Below are 21,797 nucleotides of genomic sequence, written 5' to 3'. Positions count from 1 at the left end.
GTTTAATCGTCGACCTTTATTGTTTATAAGTGTAATTTGTGTTCTATTTTTGAGTACGGGAATATCCGTTGTTGCTCAAAATATAAAAAACGGACAGCAAAACCGAATAATACAGACGCAAGATTTGCCTCTGAATATCTTTGAATCGGACATCTTTACCGGCATACCGAAGGCTCCCGAATTCATTACACAAAAATATACGGTAGAGCAGTTGAGTGAGGATGAAGCCCGAAAAGACTATTGGCGCTTTGCGGGTGAATGGACAAGCGTCGTTATATGTTCGGTCGGCGAAAACCGTATTATTTATACACAGTACAAAGACGACTATACGCTTCAATATGTTGAATTGACCCAAAAGGCTTCTTTTGCCTCTGAGTGGAGTCCTTATATAGGGAAGAGTACGGATTATCTCTTACGTATATTCGGCGTGCCTACGGAGCTGAATTCGTCGGTTATACTTTATGCAGACAAAGGATATTATATATCTTTTTACTACGAAAAAAAACGTATAACTAAGATTCTTTTAGCGCGGGAACAATGAGGTCGGCAAAGGGAGGAATATGAAATATATCGGATTTATTGTTGCATTGATTATTTGCATGAATATGTCATGTTCAAAAGAAATAAGTAAAACAGAAACTGCGGAGGCAAAAGACCTTTCAGATGAAATAACGGTAAGTGATATTTTTGAAAAAGACATCTTTGCCGATATTCCGCCTACTCCGTTTGAACTTAATAATGAGCCATGTGAGATCAAGGAAGTTCCTTTTGATCGAATGCTCGATTCGGTTACGCAGGAAGAACTGCAAACGATCTTTTCAGGCATCTATGATGCTGCCGTCATTGCGGAGTCGAAAGTATTTGTAATTCGGTATACGCTTTATAACGGATCCTATAAGATCCGCTCTGCATCTTTCTGTACGTATACTGCGTTGTGCGATAAGTGGAGTTCGTATATCGGAAAAACGCCGTATGACGTGTTGACGGAATTCGGTACTCCAACCGAAATACGTAGAGGTTCTCCGATTACTATGTTGTATAAAAAGGATGTATGGACGGAGGGGGAAGGGCTTGCGACTTGGTATGTACAATTTGATTATACTGATAAAACCATAATCAAGGTTTCTTTATGGAAGCAAAGGTAACTTTATACCGGAGGGCGGCGATGCATAAATCTTTTTTATTTATTTTAATGCCGCCGACCGGATATTCGAAAAATTCTCAATTCCCGAATCGGAATTGTAGGCATGGAGATTAAGTGTTCTTATGAGAACAGCGGAGGCAAATTATGAAAAAGAGAGTGCTGTATACGTTTCTATTCTTTCTTTTTCCGATATTTTTGTATTCGCAGGGGCTTGTTATTGATGAACGCGATATAGCCTCTCTTATACCTGAAAACTTTGTGAAAAATTTTTGTGCACGGACGGATGGAGTAAATGATAAAGCAACCGATATCACGTTTAAGGATATGACGATAGAACAAAAAAGAATTCGTTATACCTATGAAACGTATGATATCTATATAAAAGATATTCCCAAAAAAGCAAAACAACGCTTTTTCGGTAGTACCTTGCTGTCCGAATTCGGTGAAGAATATGGATATAATCGCCGTCTTGCAGAACCGTATTACAGTAGAGGTTTTATAACTTACAATGAGATAGTAGAACTTTTAACTAAAGCCGCAAAAGATGAGTATGTACTTTTTGACGATAGAGAAAGTCTGACATCAGGTGTACGCTTTTCTCTTTATAAAAAGCTACGACATAATAAAAATATTATCGGAGAATCAGCAGTAGGCTTTTCAGAAGGAGAAGGAGCATTCTGTCCCCAAATGTATATAATAGAATGTGCTTTCCTAAACGGAGAAGACCGTATTTCTTTTATAAAGATGTACTGTTATGATTGGAATTTGGACATTGTATCTTTTTTCCCGGAATATTTTAGAAGGGATACGTATGTAGATACATGGGCTTTTATTTCGGGAAAAGAGCAAGAACAATTCAGAGAACAGATCGAAAAGCGTTCAAAGCGACTTCCGCCCTGGATGCTTGAATTTTTGGATTACTATGACAAACTGTATATATCCGTACAAAATTTATTTGATATGCAGCTTCCGTTTGAAACAACCGTATTTTACACACAGGCAAATTTAAATATCCGCGACAAGGCGGGTACGGACGGAACAAAACTGCGTATGATAACCATGGGAACACGGCTGCGGCTACTTGAAATCGGCGCAAAAGATAAAATCGACGGCATAACTGCGCCGTGGGTAAAGGTGCGTTTACCGGACGGTACGGAGGGTTGGTGCTTTTCGGGGTATATAACTGCGAAAAAAATATATAAAGCTGTTCTCGATAGAGAAACACCTATTATAAAGAATTCCGGCAACGGTAATAAAAAGCTTGACAGTATTGATAATCTTATCATTGATAATAAAATGATAAGGCTGGGGGATAAAAAGCCTAAGGGGATGATTTCCAATACTATATTGGAAGCTCCTTTTATGGAATTTTATAAATTCGGCGATATAGAAGGATATGAGAGTCTCGACACTATAATAGGTTGGAATAATATGAATGCCGTTATATTTATTACAACTGTTGCCCCTACTGCTCGCACGCAATCAGGTATTACAATCGGTTCATCAAGGCAAGAAGTTATTCGTGCTTATGGCGAAGAATATTTGTCTACTAAAAACAGGATACAATATATCAATAATGAGTTTGAATTGGTCGGTATGATTTTTTATTTTGAAAATAATAAGGTAATACGGATTACTTGTTTTACGCATATATAATTTATGGGTTGGTTGTAATGCGAATATTTTTTTAACACTTCGTGTCTATTAAAGGCTGGTGCTTTGCAGGATATGTTGCGGTACAAAAGCCGTGAGGGTGCGAAAAAGATAATTTTATACCGGAAGGTCGGCGATGCATAAATTTTTTTATATTTTATTTTAATGCCGCCGCCCAAATGTTCGAAAAATTTTCTATTCCGAAATCCGACTTATAGGTATGGGGAATAAAACCGTTGCGAAAGCAGCGGAGGAATCTGTTATGAAAATTTTTTGTACATTTCAATTGCCGTGTTCTTTTTTCTAAGCGGGTGTGCAAAAGAAGCTGTAAAGGAAAAAGACGCTGAGCAGCAAGTCACTGTCGATGACGCGAGAATCCTTGGAAAGGACGGTTTTACCGATACGCAAAAACAAAAGCGTTTGCTTATTCCTTATTTTATCAAAGCAAAGTATAACGGCGAAGATGTATTGGTCGACAGAAAAGACGGCCGCATGTTTTACTGCAAAGATTTTTAAAAACTCGCGGGTTGTGCCGGCCGGCTCTTATGATGACGGCCGTCGCTTCCGGCTGCGGATTGCGAGGACAGCGAGAAGTATGCACGAAGATAAAATCATCGCAAGGCAAAAAACTTGGCCGGTCGATAAATTGAGCAATGACTGATTAAAGTAAATGGGAGCGTCGGTCTGTACGCTGATTCGGTAGCCGATGTCGGCATCGGGTTCGCGGAAATATTCTATAATAAAGCGTACGATGCCGTAGCCTCCCGTATAGACTGCGGTTAAAAAACCATGGAAGGGCTTTTTTTTGCGCAAAAACCATAAAAGCGCAAAAAGGACAATGCCTTCAAAAAAGGCTTCGTACAATTGGCTGGGGTGGCGCGGCAAATTGACGAGTGTCGCATCGGCGGCAATGCGCAGGCCGGCTTCTTCGGCTATTTTGCGTACCCAACCGATCGACAGCGAAAACTTCGGCGCATCGGGAAAAATCATACCCCACGGGACGGTCGTAATGCGCCCGTACAGCTCGGCGTTAAAAAAGTTGCCGAGGCGTCCGAAGGTGTAGCCGAGCGGAATCGCCGTTCCCATTGCGTCCATCCATTGCAGTGCGGGGCGTTTGTTTTTGGCGCACCATATAAGCATACCGGCCAAGCCGCCGATAAAGCCGCCGTGATAGGACATGCCGGCTAAACCGGTGAAGGTACCGGATTTGCTGAACGGCCAAAAAATAAGCCATGGTTCCTGCCGGTATACGCCGCTTTGGTCGTATACAAGCGTAGAGAACACGCGGGCGCCTAACAGCAGACCGACAATGCCGAAGGTGAAAAAACTGAAAACGTCATCCTGCGTCGCTTTTTTTTCGGGCGAATCGAGCATGCCTTCTTTTTGCAGTTTGGTAAAAATCCATATGGCGGTTGCAAACGCGCACACGTACATAAGACCGTACCAATGTATGATGTTTAAAAACGGAACTCCGGGAAAAATTTGCGGATGGAGCCATGAAGGGTATTGTATTGCCAAAAACATAGGTTGTCCTTAAAGTCTGAAGCCTTGCGCGTGCGCTTTTACGATTTTCGATTTTAAAAGCACGTTTTCTTTTCGCAGCTGAGTGATTTCGTATTGCTGAGCCTTTATCGTGTCGGCAAGTTCCGCCGTCGTTAAGGCGCCGCTTCCGATTAAATCTTCCACGTAAGACATCTTCGCTTCGTAGTCTTCTTCGGCTTCGGTACCCACAAGGTCGAAGCTGTCGGCGGGAAGTCCCGCGTCATCGAAATTCAAATCTTCCGACTGCATGATTTTATCGGCGATGCGGTAAATCGATTGCGACAAAATCGACTGCGGTTTGTACACCGTTATCGGAAGGCGGGAAGAAAGCGCCACATCCTGCATCGGGTCGCGGTACACAACGCCCAAATAGTCCATCGTCAGTCCCAAATATTCGGTGCATGAGCGGCGTATCTTCATCGCGCGGTCGGCGTCTTTCGGGTTTTCGATCATGTTCATAACGAGGCGCGGCTTGAATTTTTGAATGCGTTTAATAAAAACTTCCGCGCTTTTCGGATCAAGCCGGATGATGGTTTCCGTCAGTTTGGGGATGTAGAGCCGCTGCAACGACGAGGCATCGCTTTTCAATTGTTCAAGATATTGGTATGCTTTTGAATTCTTTTTAAACGAATTGTACATAAGGCGGAACAGCACATTTTTCAAAAACAGATAGCCGTTCAGTGTTGCCGTAACGGTCGGTGCCGTAACGAGGATACCCTGCGGCGAAAGCAAAAACATATCCAAAATGGTTAAATGCGTTCCGGCTCCCAAATCCAAAATCAAATAATCTGTTTCTATGTGCTGGAATTTTTTTATAAGCGTATTCTTTTGCGACAGGCTCAATGCGGTGAGTCCGGGAATTTCGGAATCGCCCGCAATGAAGCGCACGTTTTTATAGCCCGAAGGCATGATGATTTCTTCAAAATCGGACGCACCCGACAAAAAGGTTCCCAAGCCTTTTTTGGGCGCCTGCTGGCCGATTGCCAAGTGCAGGTTTGAAGCGCCCAAATCGAGGTCGGCAAGGATAACGTCTTTTCCTGCTTTGCCCAAGGTAACGGCAAGATTTGCGGACAAAAGGCTTTTGCCTACGCCGCCTTTTCCGCTCGCAACGGGGATTATTTGCATGGTTCACCTTCCGTCGTTTTGTTTTGCTTATAATTTTTTATCATAACCGCTGCAGCCAGTATAACATCAATTACAAAAAAAAGCATTATAAATATGAATGTTTTTAAAGAAACAAATCTGTTTATAAAAAGGTACCGTCCCCGATCGGTTTGTAAAAATGTGCGGCACACAAAAAGCGCAAAACCGGCGGCGCTCGCAATCTTTATACAGCCGTACAGGTTTGCGGCAAAAGCTTTTTCCCCGCCGCCTTTTTCCATCGCATATAATAGAAAAAAAGGCACCATAAGAAGCGGGACGGCCGCATACCACGACAGAAGTCCCGTTGCCGAAGACGTTCCCGTTTGGAGGGTGAGGACAAAGTAAAGACGGATTATCTCGTATGCGGCGGCAGCCGCAAAAAAAAGCGATTTTTTGCTCATGTATGCATTTCCTTTTCCCATTATACCCGAATCGTATGCGGCAGGCAACAGAGCGGGGGAATAAGAACGCAAAAAATTGGTAACGGATTGGTTGAAGCTGACGACTTTACCGAAGCCGGCTGAGTTTGCTAAGGCGGGCGAATCTTGACGCGGGAATCGAATCATACTAGACTTATAAAGAATTCGGGAGAAATAATATGCGGCGAGCGTTCAAAGCGGGTTTCTCATTTTTGATTTTCATAACGGCAATCATATATTGCCAAAGCGCGCAAGAAAAATGGCAAACGAAAGAAATTCGCGTAAAGCCTGCAAATATTAAACTCTTGCTAAAATACCGCGGCTCCGGATTAACATACTTCGATTATACGGATAAAGAATATAAAGAGTTGCTGAATGTCATAAAATTGTTTTATACCGATAGGGACGGAGAGCATTATCTGGGTGAAATTACACGGACGGGTGTATACGACGCAAAAGGAAACGCCGTTTATGTATTGCCGGAAAATTTAAAAGGCTCATATATAAGTTCGCGAAATTTGTCGTTCCCGACTTCAGTGAACTATGTACGATATCAAGACGGCAAATATATTGAAATGGATACGGCCGTCGCATTGGAAATAGATTTAAAAACCATGACCGTCAAAAAATATGAAATTATTTTGGAATAATTATAAAATCAATAAGGGTATTGCAATGCAAAAAAAGTTCACTTTTATTTGTATCATTATACTTTTGGCGGCAACCGGTTTTAGCTGCCGTCAGACTTCTTGCCGACAAAATACGGTACCTCGTCCAGAGAAAAAATTGATAACTTTCCGGATGGGGGAGCAAGGAGATTTTGTAAGCGGGCTTTTTAACGAAGATAAAGCAGTTGTTGTTTTTTCAGAAAAGTATTATATCAAAGAAAATTTCTCCGATGGCTATGCTTTGATCGGTCAAAACTATGATCCCGAAAAAGATGTGCCCCTTTTTTGCTCCGTTGTCGATGTGAGCGGGACAACTATATTGCAATACAAGGATTCCAGTCCGGTGTATAGAATACATATATCGGAACAAATGTTCCAATATATGCTCTACGATAAAGACAAGGACATTGATGAACATGGTTTTTATGATATACATGGTAATAAAGCGGTTTACTGTGACAGGCGCGTTGCTTATTTTTCAGGAGGCTTCCATGAAGGCTATGTCGTATATCATGATCTCAAAAAACATAAAGCGTTCTTTATGGATAAGCACGGTACGTTCTTAAAAGGGCGGTTCGGTTTTCCGGTCAGTGCCGATATCTTAAACGGATTTTCCGAAGGTTATGCCGTTTTCGGAGAAAAGCACGGCAATCCTGATTTGCATACGCAAAGCAAGAGCTTATGGGGAATTATGGATAAAAAGGGACGTAAGCTGCTTTCGGCAAAATATGCCTATTTGGGAGAGCGTGTAATAAAAGGTTTTATACCGGCAGCCTCCGTTTATTATGATAACGAAGAAGAAACCGTCGCCGCAACGGGGCTTATTGACGTAGCGGGAAACTGGCAAATAAAGCCGAAATATTACGAAGTTAAAAATTATTCCGGCAGCGTCTGTGCGGTGCGATACATGCCGGTAAGTGCCGATCGCAAAGTGCGGAATGCTTCCGGATACAAAGCGTCCGGCTGGAAATTGGTCGATATACGGGACAATGATGTTTTTATTCTTCCTCAGGATTATACATTGGACGACGACTTTAACGACGGACATATTATATACGGTAAACCTGCCGGAGAAAGGCAATGGAAATGGGGGCTTATGAATGAACGGGGTGAGTTTGTGACAAGGCCCGTCTTCGATAAAATATGGTATTCATCGTGCGGTTATTGGATTGTTTTATACAATGACGAATACATGCTGTATTCGGATAAAGACGGCCTTGTGCGTCCGAAAGAATATCTTGACTTCAGCAAGATACCGTAAGACGGCAGTTGACAAAGAGAAAAACTTCCTATAGGCTCAAAAACAGAGACGCTGCAAAGTACAGTTTTTTATACACCCGACCGTTTCGCTTTACTTATTTACTTACCGAAAATATTTTTTACGGTCAAAACGATTTTATGCGGCTTTTGAAGAACTGCTTGAGGTAAACGGAGGAAAGCAGGTAAAAGACGATCCGAGAACCGACAGAAACTCGGACACCTGTCCTCATTCAAGTAATGCACCCGGAGAAAGGTCTTCCGGTGGTCCGAATAAGGGAGAGGAAAGGTCTCCTACACAAGGCGGCGGCGCGCCGCGTACTGAATGTTCGCCACCTTCAAAGCGAGATACGTCGAGCGGAGGAAGTTCCGGGCGAAGCAGTTCATCCGGCAGGGAGTCCGGAGGTTCTTCCGATTCTAAGCCATCGAATCCTGGCGGGGTAAATAAGGGAGAGGAAAGGTCTCCTACACAAGGCGGCGGCGCGCCGCGTACGGAATGCTCGCCGCCTTCAAAGCGGGAAACGTCGAGCGGAGGAACTTCAGGTTCTTCAAGCAGCGGCGGTTCGACAGGCGGGGGCGGATCATTTGACCGAGGGGAGCGGGATAGGGATTCCGATCGGGACAGCGGCTCATCGGGAGGCGGCGGAAGCGGCTATCATCCTCCTGCGCAAAGTCAACCGGTGCCTAAGCCGTCTGTTCAGCAAGGGCAAGAAAACGGCTTGCCGCAAAAGCCGAATCCGGCAGTACCTGCTTTACCTGAAGAGAAAAAGGGACTGGGAGAAAAAATACGTTATTTCTGGAATGTTGCAACAGGAAAATCATCAGACGGAAAGGCAAAAGGTTTATATTCAGCATCCGGCTTTGATGGGCGCCTCTCTGACAAACAATTTAATTTTTTTGTTAAAGCAGGCGGGGCTGAATATACCTTTGAAAAAACACTTTTTGACGGTAAGAATTTTAAAGTGGACTTTTCCGGGACTATGGGAACTTGTCAAGCGGAGGCATGGGTAGGAATGAAAGACGGTAAAGCGGGAGGGAGCGCGGAAGCTTCCTTAATTAAATATGCGGCAAATGTTGATGTGTCGGCCTTCGGCAAAACACTGAGAGCCGAAGGAGCGTTCGGTTTAGGAGTAGGAGCCAGTACATATCTTATTGCAGGGCGTTCCATGCTGCCACATGCTGCAGCAAAGGGGATTTTAGTTGAAAGTAATATCTATTTGAGGAACTGGGAATGGAAATAAATCGGAATTTTGGAGCGGTTTGTATTGTATTGGGAGTTGTTTTTCTCGGTATATCCATGCAGTTTGACCATATAATCGGTGGCAATGCCGTAAGGGGCTATCATAAAGAAGATGTATATATGGTGTACGACAAGGAAGATAAGGCATATACGCAAGTATCAAAACCCGTATGGTACGCAAATTATGTATGCACTTGCGTTACAATGGTATTTGCCGGGGCACTTTCTTTTTTCTGTTCATACCTTTTTCGCAGATATGTACCGCTGGGAATCCTATGAGAATAGTAATATTTACGTGTTGTATACTCTATATAACCGCTGTGTTCATTGCGGGAATACCCTTGAAAATCAAATTAAATAAAAAATATGCACACGTTATCGGTATAAATACTTTGGATAGTTTGACGGAGAGCGTATTTGACAGCTGTGAAAAAAACGAAGAACTGAAAAAGATTTTAGCGCAGTTAAAGATATATCAAGCCCATTCTTTGATAGGCAGTCCTTTGTGCGCATCGGTTGTATTGGTATATATGTTCTTTCTCGCATAGCGGAAGGGATAAAAAATGAAGTGGGTTAACAAATTGGCTTTATTTTGCATTGTGTGTGCGGTTACACTTTTTGTAGGCGGTGTTATTTTTAACCATATGATCGGCGGGAATGCAGACAGCGGCGATCATAAAGAAGGTCTATACATGGTATACAATAAAAAGCAAGCGGAGTATACTCAAGTGTCAAAGTCCGTATGGTATGCAAATTATGTATATACGCAAATTGAAGTATTTTTTATTTATCTGGGCCTTGTTTCCGTCGGATATTTTTGGACAATGTATGTTTCCATACCGCTGGCAAAAAAAATAAACATACTTAACCGAAATCGCTGATATTTTCGGATATCGGTAGTGTTGCTGTTTGTTTGAGGGAGCTGAAGTTTGAAGATAAAATATTTTTATGAGGACCTTTAGATTGATAAAAAGCATTAAAGAATTTAAATTTCGATACGTACTGTGTATTTTTATAATGCTCCCATTCTGTGCCTCATGCAAACAAGGGGAAAAGACCGATTTTATCTTACAGGAAGAAGCGGACTTTGCACAAAATTGGCTGGAAAGACTCAGAGCAGGCGATTATGAATATGCGTATAATCATGCCGATGAAGAACTCAAAGCAGACCTAACTCCGGAAGTGTTCGAAAGTTTTGTTTTAGTGTATCCGAAAGAAAATGTAAAAAAATTGTCTTTACTGCGCTGGAATTATAGCAAAGCTCAATCGCTTAATTCTGCGGGTTTGGTCCGTTATTCTTTCTACTACGAATACGAATTTGAAAACGGGGATTTTGTCATAGCGGAGGTGTTGTGTGAACGCAACGACGGTGTGTTAATGACTGTCGGTGCTGCTCTTAAGCGGACTACCGAGTCGCAAAGAAACGTCAACAAGCTTACTTTAAAAAATAAAAGCGCTAAACATTATGCCGTGCTGTTTTTAATGTTTCTAACGTTTTTATATTCGGTTTGTATGCTTGTTGTTTGTATTCGTACTCGGTTCCCTTTGAGGCAAAAGATCCCGTGGCTGCTTTTTATTTCCGTCGGTTTCGGTGCCGTCGATATAAATTGGACAACGGGTATGATTCATATACAGCTTTTACACATACATCTTTTGTCTGCCGCCGCGCTTATTCGCAGCGATTTTGCATGGCATATTGTGTTCGGTATTCCCGTGGGGGCTATTTTGTTTTGGTTTAAGCGCAAAAAGATTCTGGCAGCCGCAAAAAATAATAACGAGGTTGTATGAAATGAAAAAAAGCGTAGTAATATTTTTAACTTCATTTTTAATCATTTTTATTGTTTTAAATGGTATTATTTGGGGTAGATTCGTATATATTAATCATAAAGTCGACTCATATGATATTAATAAAGACGGTTTTTATGACCTTACTGAACAAAATGATGAATTTGATTATTGGTTTAAGAAATCTACTCAAGGAGCATCATCTCATATGTTGCTTTTATCTAAAGAAACAGTATTTGCGTCTTTAATGTTTTCTTTTATAATAGTATTTATGTATAATGTAATTATTATAATTTATAAAACACACAAAAAAAAGATGTAAGATTCAAAGCGAGATTACGGTGAAAAGATTGTTAACAGTATTTCTGCGGAAGCGAAAGGATATGTTGCCTCCGATATCTGCCGAAGGCGGGCTAAAATGAAAGGTTTTATTTGGTTGTTTTTATGTTCAGTTCTGTTCTGCGTTTCGTGTAAAAAGCAGCCCCCGCAAAAAGAAGCAGGCTTGATATTTTATAACAATTACCGTGGGCCGACACAATTGTGGATAGACGGTAAAGAAGCCGATTTAGTTCCGCTGCGATCTTTTCCTGAAAGATGGAAAGACTATATATACTTTAATTTTGATTGGAAAACAAATAAACTGTGGGCAAGAACGGTATTGAGTACCGAAGAGGCATTCTTTTTTGCCGACGTAACCGACGGTACTTACAATGCTGCAAAAGAGTTTATGATAAAAAAGCCTGAGGGGGAAAGGCTGTGGATTGCTTTCGTTTATAACGATGAAGTAATAATCGAATACTATAAAGAAGAAGATACGATACATTATCCGGGTTTATACGTTATAACGGATTTAAAGACGGGCAGAGAGCGGATTGTAGATCTGCGGGGGATGTTTGCCAAAACGAGGGTGAGCAATAATTTTCTTATCGGGTACGACGGCACGCATCTGTTTCTCGACAAAGGGTGGTATGATATGGAAAACGGACAATATTATCCTTATCCGTCGGACAAACATTCTTATATTAGATACCGCGAAATAGTTAGAGGTGTTCCATGTGTAGTTGAAGTTCACAATCATGATTATTTTATGCGGATATATGATACGCAAAGCGGAGAATACAGAGGAGAAGATATAAACTTACGGAAGATAAATATAAAAGACTGGTGCGATGTGTATGCTGAAGAAGATCGACTTTTTATTACGATAGGGACGAATAATGCGTGGATTATTCCCCCGGGAGGAATGGCGAAGGGCAAAACGTTTAAGTACGATATGCGCACAAAAACCTTAACGGAAATCGAAATGCCGCACGTCTATGCGCGTATTGTCGGACGCATAAGAGAATAAGGAATCCTATGGCGAAAACTTTGTGCTAATGAAAACACGCTTATGAAAAATGCGTGAAGTTGCGGCCCTATTCGCTTTCTCCCGCTACTTGACAGACACGGGCCTCCCGTCTACTATATACCCTATGACTGCAAACGAATTGCGATCCAAATATATAGAATTTTTTAAGAGCAAAGGGCACACCGAGATTTCCGGTAAGTCCGTTATCCCCGAAAACGATCCGACCGTGTTGTTTACGACTGCGGGCATGCATCCGCTGGTGCCCTATTTGATGGGCGAACCGCACCCGTCGGGAACGCGGCTGTGCGATTATCAAAAATGCATCCGCACGGGCGATATCGATTCGGTAGGGGATTCGAGCCATTTAACCTGTTTTGAAATGCTGGGTAACTGGTCGCTCGGCGATTATTTTAAAAAAGAAGCGATAAGCTGGAGTTTTGAATTTTTAACGGGCAAGCAGTGGCTGAATATTCCCGTCGATAAACTGTCGGTTACCGTTTTTGCAGGCGATGCGGATGTGCCGCGCGACGACGAATCGGCTTCAATCTGGATGTCGCTGGGCATTCCGAAAGAACGCGTGCACTTTTTGCCGCGCAGCGATAACTGGTGGGGGCCCGCCGGCGAAACCGGTCCATGCGGTCCCGATACGGAAATGTTTTACGATACGGGCAAAGCCCCCTGTTCCGATCACTGCGCGCCGGGCGCTTGCTCGTGCGGCAAATATGTCGAAATATGGAACGATGTCTTTATGGAATACAATAAAGACAAAGACGGAAAGTACAACAAATTGAGCCGCCGCTGCGTCGATACCGGTATGGGAATCGAGCGTACGGTCGCCATGCTGCAGGGCAAAAAATCCGTGTACGATACGGAAGTATTTCAGCCCATCATTCATTCGATCGAAAAACTTACCGGCAAAAAATACGGCGACAACGAAGCCGACGACGCGTCGATCCGCATTATCTGCGATCATACCCGCGCGGCCGTTTTTATTATCGGCGATCCGAAGGGCGTGCTTCCTTCCAACGTGGGGGCGGGCTATGTTCTGCGCCGCCTTATCCGCCGTTCGGTGCGCCACGGCAAAAAACTCGGTTTGGAAAAAGCTTTTTTAGGCGTACCCGCCCAAGTCGTTATCGACAACTTTAAAGGCGCGTACCCCGAGCTTGAAGAAAAACGCCGGCTTATATTGGACGAACTTTTGCGCGAAGAGGAAAAATTCCTTGAAACGCTTAAAAAAGGCGAAGCCGAATTCGAAAAGCTTTTGCCCAATTTAATGAAAAATCCCGCAAAGATTATTCCCGGACGCGTTGCGTTCCGCCTCTACGATACCTTCGGCTTCCCGGTCGAATTGACCGAAGAGCTGGCCGGCGAACACGGCATGAAGGTAAACAGACAGGAATTTGACGAAGCGTTTAAAAAGCATCAGGAGTTGTCGCGCTCGACAAGCGGTCAGGTGTTTAAAGGCGGTTTGGCCGACCATTCCGAAATTACGACAAAGTACCACACGTGCACGCACTTATTGCAGGAAGCCCTCGTGCGCGTGCTGGGGCCGCATGTTATGCAAAAGGGGTCGAATATTACCGCCGAACGCTTGCGGTTTGACTTTTCGCATCCGGCGCCCATGACAAAGGAAGAAATCGCCGCAGTCGAAAATATGGTAAACGAGCAAATCAAGCGCGACCTTCCCGTTACGATCGAAATTATGGATTTGGAAGATGCGAAAAAAGCCGGCGCGCGCGCGCTTTTCGGCGAAAAATACGAATCAAAGGTAAAAGTGTATTCCATCGGCGATTTTTCCAAAGAAGTGTGCGGCGGGCCGCACGTGGAGCACACCGGCACCATCGGCACGTTTAAAATACAAAAAGAGCAGTCGTCTTCGGCGGGCGTACGCCGCATTCGCGCGGTTATTGTAGACTGAGCCGCTCCGTGCTCCGAGTGCGTTTGAATTACGCAAATTCGGTTTGTACTGTAACGCCGGTACGTTCCGGTTGTTATATGTTATACCATTGTTTTATTGAGGAAAGGATATGAAACGGTTAGTAGTGTTTTTTGTACTGTTGAGTACGGCTTTTTTGGCGTCGGCTCAAAGCGATTTGCAGCCGCTCGTTACGATAAAACTGCACAAAACGGAATCGATTACGCTCAAACAGCTGAAAAATCGTGTTGCCGCGTATCAAAAACAGGCGGGCGGCACTTCGTTTACCGTCGAGCAAAAAAAACAGATTCTCGACGCGATGATTGACGAAAAGCTTGCATTGCAGGCCGCTCAAAAAGCGGGTATTTCCGTTACCGATTCCGATGTGAACGACTATTTTTTGAATTCCATTTCCGCGATGGTCGGCCGCTCGATAACCGAACAGGAATTTGCCGCGCTTGTAAAAAGCCAAAGCGGTTTGTCGCTGGACGATTATTTCTTTTCTCAAATCGGCATGAAGTTGGCGGAATATAAAAATTTTCTTAAAACGCAGCTTCTTGCACAGCGTTATGTGGTATCCCTTAAACGCAACGAACTGCAAAACACGGCGGCAACCGATGCCGAAATCCGTTCGTTTTACGAAATCAACCGGTCGACCTTTGTGCAAAACGACATATTAAAGCTTTTTATGGTCGTCGTTCCCAAATCGAAAGATGCCGCCGCGGCAAAAAAACTTGCCGATTCTTTATACGGCGAAGTAAAAAGCAAAAAGGCGAATTACGCTCAGCTGAAAGTTAAAAGCAAACTCGACAATTCGGGTTTCCAAGCAGGTGATATGTACATAAGTAAGGGAACCCTTGCGGCACAGCAGCTCGGTATGGACGACGCGGCTTTGCTTAAACTGTTTTCGCAAAACGTCGGCTTTATTTCGGATATAAGCGAAACGCCTGCCGACTATCAGTTTTATGTCGTGCAGGAAAAATACGGCGCGAAAATCCTTGCCCTCGGCGATGAAGTGCAGCCCGATACCGCGACTACCGTATACGAGTACATAAAAGAGCAGCTCGGCCGCCAAAAAGAAGCGTCCGCCTTTGCCGCCGCGGTTGAAGAAGTTACCAAATCGCTGCGTACTCCCGAAAATTACCAAATGCTTAAAACAGGCGAAGCGCTGAATAAGCTTTTGGATTGGTAATCCGATACGGCCGATGGAGCGACGGTAAAAATGGCGAGGCGCAAAAGCCGGATTTTAGCCTTTCAAGCGCTGTACGCGTGGGATTCCGGTTCGACCGATGAACAAACCTTACTTGATTTTTCGTGGGCGTCCGCTTCTCAGCTTGAACGGATGGGCGAAGACGGAAAAGCCTTTGCCCGCCTTATTATAAGCGGAACGCTCGAACATTTGCCGCAAATAGACAAAATGATTTCGCGCCATTTGGTTAATTGGGAAATCGGGCGCCTCAATAAGGTCGATTTGGCCGTTTTGCGTATGAGCGTTTATTCGCTGATGTTTCAAAAAGACATACCCGCTTCAATCGTTATAGACGAAGCGGTCGATATTTCGCGCGAATTCGGCGCCGACGAAGCCTATCGTTTTGTCAACGGCGTTTTGGGCGCCGTAAAACCCGCTATCGAAAAAGAAGCTCAAAATCGATGAAAGCTTTTACGGCGGCGCTTTGCTGTCTTGTAATCTGCGTTTTGTGTTTTGTTCCCTCATGTTCTTCCGGTTCTTCTTCGGGTATTTTTGCCGAAAAGCTTGAAGTTATCGACGCCTTTATCGGCGCCGAAGATTACGGCGGTGCGTGGCGCCTGCTCAAAAAAAACAAAAAATACGTGCGCTCCCCGCGCGACTATTTAAGCCTTATACGGCGCGCCCTGCTTTTGGATAAAAACGATTTTGCCGAAAAATACATGCGCAAAGGTTTGTCCGTTTTTCCCGACAATCAGGAACTTTTGGCGGTGTACGCTCATTTTCTTTTGTCGCTCAAGCGTTACGAAGAAGCCGCAAAATACGCGCCGAAACTCGAAGGCGGAAGGTACGGTTCTCTGTATGCCGAACTGCGCTTCCGGACTGCGGGTTCGGAAAAAAATCCTTCCGATTTTTTATCGCCTTCTTATATTCAAGCTTATATCGATTCGGCGCTTACGACCGGCAACGGCGCGTATATCCGCAATGCGGCCGTCATTTACGCGTTGCAGGGCGACATGCAGGCTGCATTCCGCCTCCATCCGAAAACGATGTCCGTATACGACTATCCGGAATTTTGGGCACGCATTTCGTTCGATTCGGGGAATTTCGTTCAGTGCGCCGAAGACGTCGGTTTTGCAAAACCCTCGCCCGAATTAAGTTCGCTCGCTTCGGATGCGCTTTTGCATGTCGGCGACGAACGGGGCGCCGTACTCGCATGGATCGATTCGACCGAACGCTTTCCCTCTTCGAATCCCGCGTCGTGGTATAACGCTTCGCGCGCCGCCTTAAAATCCGGCAGTATGGGGTATGCGTACTTATTTTTGTCGTCGCTCGTCCGGCGCTTTCCCGATTATGTTCCCGGTTTGGCCGCATACGGCCGTTTTTCCGTGTATACGCCGCCGCAGACAAAGGAGCATATTTTTTCGAACGTGCTGCGGGAAAAAGGTATAAAAACGCTGAGCATGGAACTTGACGACGAGCTTCCCCGCGTCGCTCCCGAAGAGGCTTTGGCCCGTATGAATGAAAGCCTTGCGCGCACGGACGACGCTTCCCTCGCTTTGGAAAAACTGAAGCTGCAATGGCGCGTGCAAGCACAAGCGCAGGAAAAAGCGCACACGCAGGCGGGACCGGCAGATTCTTCCGCGTCCGCGCGGAAAAAAGCCGCCGATATTTGGGCACTGCTTGAGCGGCGCGCGGGCGCCGGATACGATCCGCTTACGGTCAGGTTTGCACTGTGGAATTTGTGCCGGTACGATATGGTCGGCGAAGCCGCCGAACTTTTCGATTTGTGGTGCGCTTCCCGCTATGCGCCGGAAACGGACGGTTCCGTTCCCGCTCCCGCCTCCGAAGGCAAAAATAAACAGGTTGCGCCGAAAGAGCGAATCGTACCGTTTAAAGAAGAATGGGAATACGACATAGGCTCTTATATAGCTTTTAAGCAGGGCCGATATGCGCGCGCAGAAGAGATTTTAACCGCTGCAATGAACAATAAAAATATAAAACCGGGCGAAAGCGTGCGGCTTAATCTTGCGCTTTTGTATAACGGTTCGAGCCGGCGCGTACAGGCGCTCGCCCTGTACAGAAATATTCTTGAAGATGACCGAATCGATAAAAAACTGCAAGCGGAAATATATTATAAAATCGCGGTTATCCAGCGCGAGCAAAAGGAAAACCGCAGCGCCGTTTTGTCGCTGAATCAAGCTTTGGCTTTGGATCCGGCTCACAGCCGTTCGCGCTTTATGCTTAAACAATTGGATTCCGCAGCGGACTGAACAAGGGGTCGGCGAATTAAGGTACGGTTGAAAAACAAAAGGATGTTTTGGAAAAAAAGGTTTGATTTAATGCGGCAGGGATTGGAGGGGCGGCGCAGCCGTTCCGAAGGAATGGAGCGGCAGCGGAACCCCGGAAAGCCCGACGGGGCTGCCTCAAAAGTCGGTTGCTTTTTGGACAGCCCCGGGCCGCCCGTAACATACGTCGGACTTCGGGAGTTCGGAGTTGCAAAAAGTCGTCGCTGACGGCGGCTTTTCGGCTCCTTTTGCACCGTTTATTCGATTACGGCGATGATGTCTTCGGCTTTAAGAATAAGGTGGTCTTCGCCGTCGATTTTAATTTGAGTACCGGCGTATTTGTCGTACATAACCCGCTGTTTGGGCTGGACTGTAATCTTTTCTTTATCCGTTCCGACCGCAATCACAACGGCGATTTGGGTTTTTTCCTGCGCCGTGTCGGGAATAATAATTCCGCCGGCGGTTTTAGATTCGGTTTTTTCGGTTTTTACCAGAACGCGATCCGCTAAGGGTTTAACCTTCATTTTAATCCTCCAAAAGAAATAATCAATGCTCCCAATAATATACAAAAAAACGGGTTGCTCCGTCAACTTGTACAAAAGGTAAAAAAACGACATGCTTCCGATAAGGCGTGAAAAAACCGCCCGTTCAGGCAATTCACTCCGTTCATAAGCCGTTTTCGGACGGTTTTTCCTTTCTCATGAGCCTGCGTTCTTTTTTCACTTCTTTACGCATATCGATCGCTGCCCGGTGTCGGTGTGGTTGTATGGAAGGCGGAAGGTCGGTAAAAAATCGGGAAGATGCGTTTTTTTCGAAAAAGCGGTAAATGAAGTTGTTTTTAATGACAGAATAGTGTATACTGTTTATCAGAGGTTTTCCGGTTATCGGATTGTCCTTTGTTTTAGGAGGAATTTATGAAAAAATGGATGGTTTCACTCTTATGCCTATACAGCCTTTTCGCTTTGTTTTTGGCAGGCTGTAAAACACCGCCGAAGGATACAAAGCCGGCGGATGAAACGCCCGTTCAAACATCCGATAATACGGAAGTTGTACAAAGCGGTACCGACGTAAAGAGCGCCGCGGAAAAATTGAAAACGCAAATGTCGGCTGCCCGCAAAAAAGCGGTGGATGCCGGAGCCGCCCGGTATTTTCCGAGTGAATTAACCGTTGTGGATACGGCCGCATCCGAAGCCCGAAGCGTGTATGATGCCGGCGGTTCTCCTGCGGATTTTAACCGAAAAGCATCGGATATCGTGTATCAGTACAATGCGCTTGAGCAGGCTTCCGTGGCGTACAGCACCCGCAAAAAAGTGAACGACATGAACTTTGCGGATTCCGACCGCGCGAATTACGATGCGGCGGAACAGGCGTTTGTAAAAGCCGGGAAAATGTTCAATGAGGGTGCCGCCGGAAAAGATTTGTATGCGCAAATGAAAAACGCCGCCGATAAATACAACGCCGTTTTGAATGCGGGCTATAAAGGCTTGGCCGAAAAAGAGCGCGACAAAGTGCTCGAGCTTAAACAAAAAGCCGATGCGGTAAAAACCGGCGTTGCCGATAAAAACGGCTATGCGAGCGCCGTCGCCTTTTATACGAGGGCGAATCAGGAGCTGCAATCGGGACAGGCCGAAAAAGCGTATAACGATTATATCACCGCCTACGGTGCGCTCGATAAGGTGTATCAGGCCGTACTCAAAAAGCGCGCTGCCGCCGAAAACGCGATGGAGCGCGCAAAGCGCCGCGTTGAAGAAGCCGACGCCGTAGCCGAAAAAGCGGACAGCACGGTGCCCGTCGAGCAGGTTGAAGCGCTTGCTCCGGTTGACAAGGCTTCATCCGCACAGGAGGCTCAATAATGAAAAAAGCGATTTTAATTCTTTTATGTTTGTTCGGCGTACTCGCCGTCAGTCTTTCGGCTGCAAGCTATGCCGACAACCAGTATCAACGATTGGCAAAAGAATATAAGGCCAAGTCGGAAAAGGCCTTCGACGAAGGCGACTACGATAAGGCGGTCGAATATTCCGCTTTAGCCGAAGAAAACGCGGAGCTGTCGGACGCCTATGTTGCCGAAATGCTTGCGAAATACGAAGCGAATACGCGCATTATGTATGCGCGCAACAGAGTGCTGTACGCGAAAAACCTGAAAGCCGAAACGTATTATCCGATGGCCTTTGCCGCCGGACAAAAAGCGTTGGACAACGCGGTTTTGGCCTACGGTATGGAAAACTGGGCAACCGCAACCCTGTATGCCGAAGAATGCTTAAACGCGCTTCAGGGAATTAAAGAAGTGCTGCCGCTTCCGAAATACTATGTCGTAACGCCGTGGGCGCAATCGAAGGACTGCTATTGGAATATTTCGGGAAAAACCTATGTATACAATAATCCCCTCTTGTGGGAAAATCTGTATCAGGCGAATAAAGCCGGCATGCGCGATCCGTCCAACGCCGACCTTATTTATCCCGGTATGAAAATCACGATTCCCAGTTTGAACGGCGAATTCCGTGACGGCGTATATTCTCCGTCCATAAAGTACGATACCTACGGTTCGCAGCGGACGACCGGCGAAGCGGGATCTTCAGCTGCTGCGGGAACGGGAAGCGGAGGTTACGGTCAGCAAAGTCCGAAAAACTGATCGGGCATATGGCTGTTGAATAAACAAAGGGCGGCTGCCGTAAGCGCATGAATGTACGGCGGCCGTCCCATTTTTTTAAACACTTCGGCAACGGGAACAATGAGCGGTTTTAAAAACTCGTCTTCGTCCGGATGCGTATGCCGCGTATCGGTAAGATTTTCCGCGGCAAAAAAATACACCGTATTGCAAAACAGCGCCGGGTTCGGGTTCATTGCGCCGAGCGGCATGCACTTAAGCGCTTTAAAACCCGTTTCTTCCAAAAGTTCGCGCGCCGCCGCTTTTTCCGGTTTTTCGCCGTCGTTTATAACGCCGCCGGGAAATTCCGTACTGAGTTCCATGGCTCCGGCGCGCCACTGTTCCACAAGCAAAAAGCAAGGTTCCCCTATCCCGGCCGCCTTTTCCGCCTGTTCTTTTTTCAATAAAGGAACCGTTATAACCCAGTTCCGCGCATCGATGGTGGTAAAATCTTTTTCGGTACCTTCGGGCGAAAGGGCGCTTTGAGCGTTCAGCGTTAAAACGGGCGTTTTGTACAAAACTTTTTTTGCCGCGGCCGTCCAGTTTATGCTTCGACTTCCGCGCGATTCGAAATGCATATCGTTCATAAAATTATTAAAATCCCCTTTGACAAGTTCGGTTTTTCGCTTTATGCTGTATACAGCATAGAACAAGCGTGCTTTTTAGTAAAGGGACGGTGAAAGCCGGCGTCATAGAAAGCGGATTTTTTCGGAGGGAAACATGGCGGTTATTGCGATTTCCAGACAGGTTGCGGCTTGCGGCGACGAGATAGCGGCGGAGTTGGCTTCGCTGTTGAACTACACGTTTGTCGATCGGAAGAGCATCGAAAGCAAGATTATCTCTCTGGGCTTTCCCGCCGAAAAGCTTGAAAAATACGACGAAAAAAAGCCCGGTTTTTTTTCGTCGCTTGCAAAGGATCGCGATGAATACTTGGATTATCTTCAAACGGCGATTTTGGAAGCGGCTGCGCAGGGAAACTGCATTTTGATCGGGCGCGGCGCTTTTGCCGTGCTTGAAAACGTGCCGAACCTTTTGGCGGTTCGTTTTGTTGCAGCGGATTCCGTGCGCGTCAAGCGGCTTATGGACGAATTCGGCTGGGATGCGAAACAAGCCGCTCAGCGTATTGAAGAAAGCGATGCGAACCGCATCGGATTTCATAAAAGCTTTTTTAATCTTTCAGTCGAGGATCCCGTGCATTTTCATGCGGTGCTGAATACCGGGCTTTTTGATGCGCACGGCGCGGCCTTTCTTTTGGCCGAAGCGTGTAAAAAAATGTTTACTCCCGAACTTGAAAAAAAAGGAACGCAAAAAATTGCCGATTTGTTGGCCGCCCAGCATTTGGTGAATACGCTGATTTTCGACTACAAGCTGAATATTAACTTTTTGCGTGCGGTAATTTCGGGCAATACGGTTACCCTGCAGGGCGTGGCGGAATCTCCCGTTGTTGCCGAAAAGGCTTCAAGCATTGCTTCCGATATCATGAAAGGCAAAACGATCGCTTCGGCAATCAGCGTCGTGCAGGATTTTAAATCCTACCCGTGAGCGGCACCTTCGCATACGGAACC

General features: G+C 45.5%; 23 protein-coding genes. 18 read left to right on the top strand and 5 right to left on the bottom strand.

Going from position 1 to position 21,797, the window contains the following annotated elements; translation table 11 throughout:
- The first annotated feature begins 124 nt into the window (after nucleotides 1-124).
- The 4 genes from HMPREF9194_RS09545 to HMPREF9194_RS09530 all read left to right on the top strand — a co-directional run bounded on the left by HMPREF9194_RS09545 (nucleotide 125) and on the right by HMPREF9194_RS09530 (nucleotide 3,313).
- A complete protein-coding gene (locus HMPREF9194_RS09545) occupies nucleotides 125-541 on the top strand; it encodes a hypothetical protein (protein WP_156828027.1) in 417 nt (138 codons plus the stop codon).
- Between the two features lie 19 nt (nucleotides 542-560).
- Complete coding sequence (locus HMPREF9194_RS09540) at nucleotides 561-1,145, top strand: hypothetical protein (protein WP_016526162.1); 585 nt, start codon at nucleotides 561-563, stop codon at nucleotides 1,143-1,145.
- A gap of 143 nt (nucleotides 1,146-1,288) precedes the next feature.
- Nucleotides 1,289-2,800 carry an SH3 domain-containing protein gene (locus HMPREF9194_RS09535; RefSeq protein ID WP_016526161.1) on the top strand — a complete coding sequence of 504 codons (1,512 nt, stop codon included), beginning with the start codon at nucleotides 1,289-1,291 and terminating at the stop codon, nucleotides 2,798-2,800.
- 270 nt (nucleotides 2,801-3,070) lie between these two features.
- Nucleotides 3,071-3,313 (top strand): hypothetical protein, encoded by a 243-nt coding sequence (locus tag HMPREF9194_RS09530; protein WP_040846322.1) that lies wholly within the window; start codon nucleotides 3,071-3,073, stop codon nucleotides 3,311-3,313.
- Nucleotides 3,314-3,340: 27 nt separating this feature from the next.
- Here HMPREF9194_RS09530 and lgt read toward each other — a convergent pair whose 3' ends face one another.
- From lgt to HMPREF9194_RS09515, 3 genes are read right to left on the bottom strand one after another with little or no spacing between them, the layout of a single operon-like run.
- Entirely contained in the window at nucleotides 3,341-4,321 is a 981-nt protein-coding gene (gene lgt / locus HMPREF9194_RS09525) for a prolipoprotein diacylglyceryl transferase (RefSeq protein ID WP_016526160.1), read from the bottom strand.
- 9 nt (nucleotides 4,322-4,330) lie between these two features.
- A complete protein-coding gene (locus tag HMPREF9194_RS09520; RefSeq protein WP_016526159.1) occupies nucleotides 4,331-5,464 on the bottom strand; it encodes a P-loop NTPase in 1,134 nt (377 codons plus the stop codon).
- Nucleotides 5,455-6,048, bottom strand: coding sequence for a hypothetical protein (locus HMPREF9194_RS09515; protein ID WP_016526158.1), 594 nt, complete (start codon nucleotides 6,046-6,048; stop codon nucleotides 5,455-5,457). The genes HMPREF9194_RS09520 and HMPREF9194_RS09515 overlap by 10 nt, the downstream gene beginning before the upstream one ends.
- Before the next feature lie 65 nt (nucleotides 6,049-6,113).
- Between HMPREF9194_RS09515 and HMPREF9194_RS09510 the strand changes: the two genes are divergently transcribed.
- The 11 genes from HMPREF9194_RS09510 to HMPREF9194_RS12510 all read left to right on the top strand — a co-directional run bounded on the left by HMPREF9194_RS09510 (nucleotide 6,114) and on the right by HMPREF9194_RS12510 (nucleotide 17,573).
- A complete protein-coding gene (locus HMPREF9194_RS09510) occupies nucleotides 6,114-6,551 on the top strand; it encodes a hypothetical protein (protein ID WP_156828026.1) in 438 nt (145 codons plus the stop codon).
- Between the two features lie 559 nt (nucleotides 6,552-7,110).
- Complete coding sequence (locus HMPREF9194_RS12415) at nucleotides 7,111-7,830, top strand: WG repeat-containing protein (RefSeq protein ID WP_169558731.1); 720 nt, start codon at nucleotides 7,111-7,113, stop codon at nucleotides 7,828-7,830.
- A gap of 676 nt (nucleotides 7,831-8,506) precedes the next feature.
- On the top strand, nucleotides 8,507-9,067 hold the full coding sequence (locus tag HMPREF9194_RS09500) for a hypothetical protein (RefSeq protein ID WP_040846318.1): 561 nt from the start codon (nucleotides 8,507-8,509) through the stop codon (nucleotides 9,065-9,067).
- Between the two features lie 562 nt (nucleotides 9,068-9,629).
- Nucleotides 9,630-9,947, top strand: a complete 318-nt coding sequence (locus HMPREF9194_RS09485) for a hypothetical protein (RefSeq protein WP_016526152.1) — start codon at nucleotides 9,630-9,632, stop codon at nucleotides 9,945-9,947.
- 67 nt (nucleotides 9,948-10,014) lie between these two features.
- The gene (locus tag HMPREF9194_RS09480) at nucleotides 10,015-10,854 is read left to right on the top strand and encodes a hypothetical protein (protein ID WP_016526151.1); all 840 of its coding nucleotides are present in this window, start codon (nucleotides 10,015-10,017) and stop codon (nucleotides 10,852-10,854) included.
- A gap of 1 nt (nucleotide 10,855) precedes the next feature.
- Nucleotides 10,856-11,173 (top strand): hypothetical protein, encoded by a 318-nt coding sequence (locus HMPREF9194_RS09475; RefSeq protein WP_016526150.1) that lies wholly within the window; start codon nucleotides 10,856-10,858, stop codon nucleotides 11,171-11,173.
- 96 nt (nucleotides 11,174-11,269) lie between these two features.
- Complete coding sequence (locus tag HMPREF9194_RS09470; RefSeq protein ID WP_016526149.1) at nucleotides 11,270-12,199, top strand: hypothetical protein; 930 nt, start codon at nucleotides 11,270-11,272, stop codon at nucleotides 12,197-12,199.
- Between the two features lie 124 nt (nucleotides 12,200-12,323).
- A complete protein-coding gene (locus HMPREF9194_RS09465) occupies nucleotides 12,324-14,117 on the top strand; it encodes an alanine--tRNA ligase (RefSeq protein WP_040846314.1) in 1,794 nt (597 codons plus the stop codon).
- A 109-nt stretch (nucleotides 14,118-14,226) separates the two neighbouring features.
- Nucleotides 14,227-15,306, top strand: a complete 1,080-nt coding sequence (locus tag HMPREF9194_RS09460; protein ID WP_016526147.1) for an MOSP complex formation periplasmic protein, TDE1658 family — start codon at nucleotides 14,227-14,229, stop codon at nucleotides 15,304-15,306.
- Nucleotides 15,307-15,336: 30 nt separating this feature from the next.
- Nucleotides 15,337-15,768 carry a transcription antitermination factor NusB gene (nusB, locus tag HMPREF9194_RS09455; protein WP_016526146.1) on the top strand — a complete coding sequence of 144 codons (432 nt, stop codon included), beginning with the start codon at nucleotides 15,337-15,339 and terminating at the stop codon, nucleotides 15,766-15,768.
- A complete protein-coding gene (locus HMPREF9194_RS12510) occupies nucleotides 15,765-17,573 on the top strand; it encodes a tetratricopeptide repeat protein (protein ID WP_016526145.1) in 1,809 nt (602 codons plus the stop codon). The genes nusB and HMPREF9194_RS12510 overlap by 4 nt, the downstream gene beginning before the upstream one ends.
- Nucleotides 17,574-17,845: 272 nt before the next feature.
- On the opposite strand, the gene HMPREF9194_RS09440 is transcribed toward HMPREF9194_RS12510, so the two are convergent.
- Nucleotides 17,846-18,112 carry a co-chaperone GroES gene (locus tag HMPREF9194_RS09440; RefSeq protein ID WP_016526144.1) on the bottom strand — a complete coding sequence of 89 codons (267 nt, stop codon included), beginning with the start codon at nucleotides 18,110-18,112 and terminating at the stop codon, nucleotides 17,846-17,848.
- Nucleotides 18,113-18,502: 390 nt separating this feature from the next.
- On the opposite strand from HMPREF9194_RS09440, the gene HMPREF9194_RS09435 reads away from it, so the two are divergent.
- The gene (locus tag HMPREF9194_RS09435) at nucleotides 18,503-19,441 is read left to right on the top strand and encodes a hypothetical protein (protein WP_016526143.1); all 939 of its coding nucleotides are present in this window, start codon (nucleotides 18,503-18,505) and stop codon (nucleotides 19,439-19,441) included.
- Nucleotides 19,441-20,217, top strand: a complete 777-nt coding sequence (locus tag HMPREF9194_RS09430) for a LysM peptidoglycan-binding domain-containing protein (RefSeq protein WP_016526142.1) — start codon at nucleotides 19,441-19,443, stop codon at nucleotides 20,215-20,217. The genes HMPREF9194_RS09435 and HMPREF9194_RS09430 overlap by 1 nt, the downstream gene beginning before the upstream one ends.
- Here the strand turns inward: HMPREF9194_RS09430 and HMPREF9194_RS09425 are convergent.
- On the bottom strand, nucleotides 20,196-20,819 hold the full coding sequence (locus tag HMPREF9194_RS09425; RefSeq protein WP_016526141.1) for an NUDIX hydrolase: 624 nt from the start codon (nucleotides 20,817-20,819) through the stop codon (nucleotides 20,196-20,198). The two genes, HMPREF9194_RS09430 and HMPREF9194_RS09425, sit on opposite strands and share 22 nt — an antisense overlap.
- 133 nt (nucleotides 20,820-20,952) lie before the next feature.
- On the opposite strand from HMPREF9194_RS09425, the gene HMPREF9194_RS09420 reads away from it, so the two are divergent.
- Nucleotides 20,953-21,774, top strand: a complete 822-nt coding sequence (locus HMPREF9194_RS09420) for a cytidylate kinase-like family protein (protein WP_016526140.1) — start codon at nucleotides 20,953-20,955, stop codon at nucleotides 21,772-21,774.
- Nucleotides 21,775-21,797: the final 23 nt, after the last annotated feature.

The sequence above is a fragment of the Treponema maltophilum ATCC 51939 genome, assembly GCF_000413055.1.
Taxonomy (GTDB): Bacteria; Spirochaetota; Spirochaetia; order Treponematales; family Treponemataceae; genus Treponema_C; species Treponema_C maltophilum.
The sequence above is the reverse complement of the archived record's forward strand: the minus strand, read 5'-3'. Positions and strand labels throughout refer to the sequence as shown.

Coding starts and splice junctions, on each gene's coding strand:
- HMPREF9194_RS09540 (WP_016526162.1), top strand. CDS start 561: ATGAAATATATCGGATTTATTGTTGCATTGATTATTTGCATGAATATG.
- HMPREF9194_RS09535 (WP_016526161.1), top strand. CDS start 1,289: ATGAAAAAGAGAGTGCTGTATACGTTTCTATTCTTTCTTTTTCCGATA.
- lgt (WP_016526160.1), bottom strand. CDS start 4,321: ATGTTTTTGGCAATACAATACCCTTCATGGCTCCATCCGCAAATTTTT.
- HMPREF9194_RS09520 (WP_016526159.1), bottom strand. CDS start 5,464: ATGCAAATAATCCCCGTTGCGAGCGGAAAAGGCGGCGTAGGCAAAAGC.
- HMPREF9194_RS09515 (WP_016526158.1), bottom strand. CDS start 6,048: ATGATTCGATTCCCGCGTCAAGATTCGCCCGCCTTAGCAAACTCAGCC.
- HMPREF9194_RS12415 (WP_169558731.1), top strand. CDS start 7,111: ATGGATAAGCACGGTACGTTCTTAAAAGGGCGGTTCGGTTTTCCGGTC.
- HMPREF9194_RS09485 (WP_016526152.1), top strand. CDS start 9,630: ATGAAGTGGGTTAACAAATTGGCTTTATTTTGCATTGTGTGTGCGGTT.
- HMPREF9194_RS09480 (WP_016526151.1), top strand. CDS start 10,015: ATGAGGACCTTTAGATTGATAAAAAGCATTAAAGAATTTAAATTTCGA.
- HMPREF9194_RS09475 (WP_016526150.1), top strand. CDS start 10,856: ATGAAAAAAAGCGTAGTAATATTTTTAACTTCATTTTTAATCATTTTT.
- HMPREF9194_RS09470 (WP_016526149.1), top strand. CDS start 11,270: ATGAAAGGTTTTATTTGGTTGTTTTTATGTTCAGTTCTGTTCTGCGTT.
- HMPREF9194_RS09465 (WP_040846314.1), top strand. CDS start 12,324: ATGACTGCAAACGAATTGCGATCCAAATATATAGAATTTTTTAAGAGC.
- HMPREF9194_RS09460 (WP_016526147.1), top strand. CDS start 14,227: ATGAAACGGTTAGTAGTGTTTTTTGTACTGTTGAGTACGGCTTTTTTG.
- nusB (WP_016526146.1), top strand. CDS start 15,337: ATGGCGAGGCGCAAAAGCCGGATTTTAGCCTTTCAAGCGCTGTACGCG.
- HMPREF9194_RS12510 (WP_016526145.1), top strand. CDS start 15,765: ATGAAAGCTTTTACGGCGGCGCTTTGCTGTCTTGTAATCTGCGTTTTG.
- HMPREF9194_RS09440 (WP_016526144.1), bottom strand. CDS start 18,112: ATGAAGGTTAAACCCTTAGCGGATCGCGTTCTGGTAAAAACCGAAAAA.
- HMPREF9194_RS09435 (WP_016526143.1), top strand. CDS start 18,503: ATGAAAAAATGGATGGTTTCACTCTTATGCCTATACAGCCTTTTCGCT.
- HMPREF9194_RS09430 (WP_016526142.1), top strand. CDS start 19,441: ATGAAAAAAGCGATTTTAATTCTTTTATGTTTGTTCGGCGTACTCGCC.
- HMPREF9194_RS09425 (WP_016526141.1), bottom strand. CDS start 20,819: ATGAACGATATGCATTTCGAATCGCGCGGAAGTCGAAGCATAAACTGG.
- HMPREF9194_RS09420 (WP_016526140.1), top strand. CDS start 20,953: ATGGCGGTTATTGCGATTTCCAGACAGGTTGCGGCTTGCGGCGACGAG.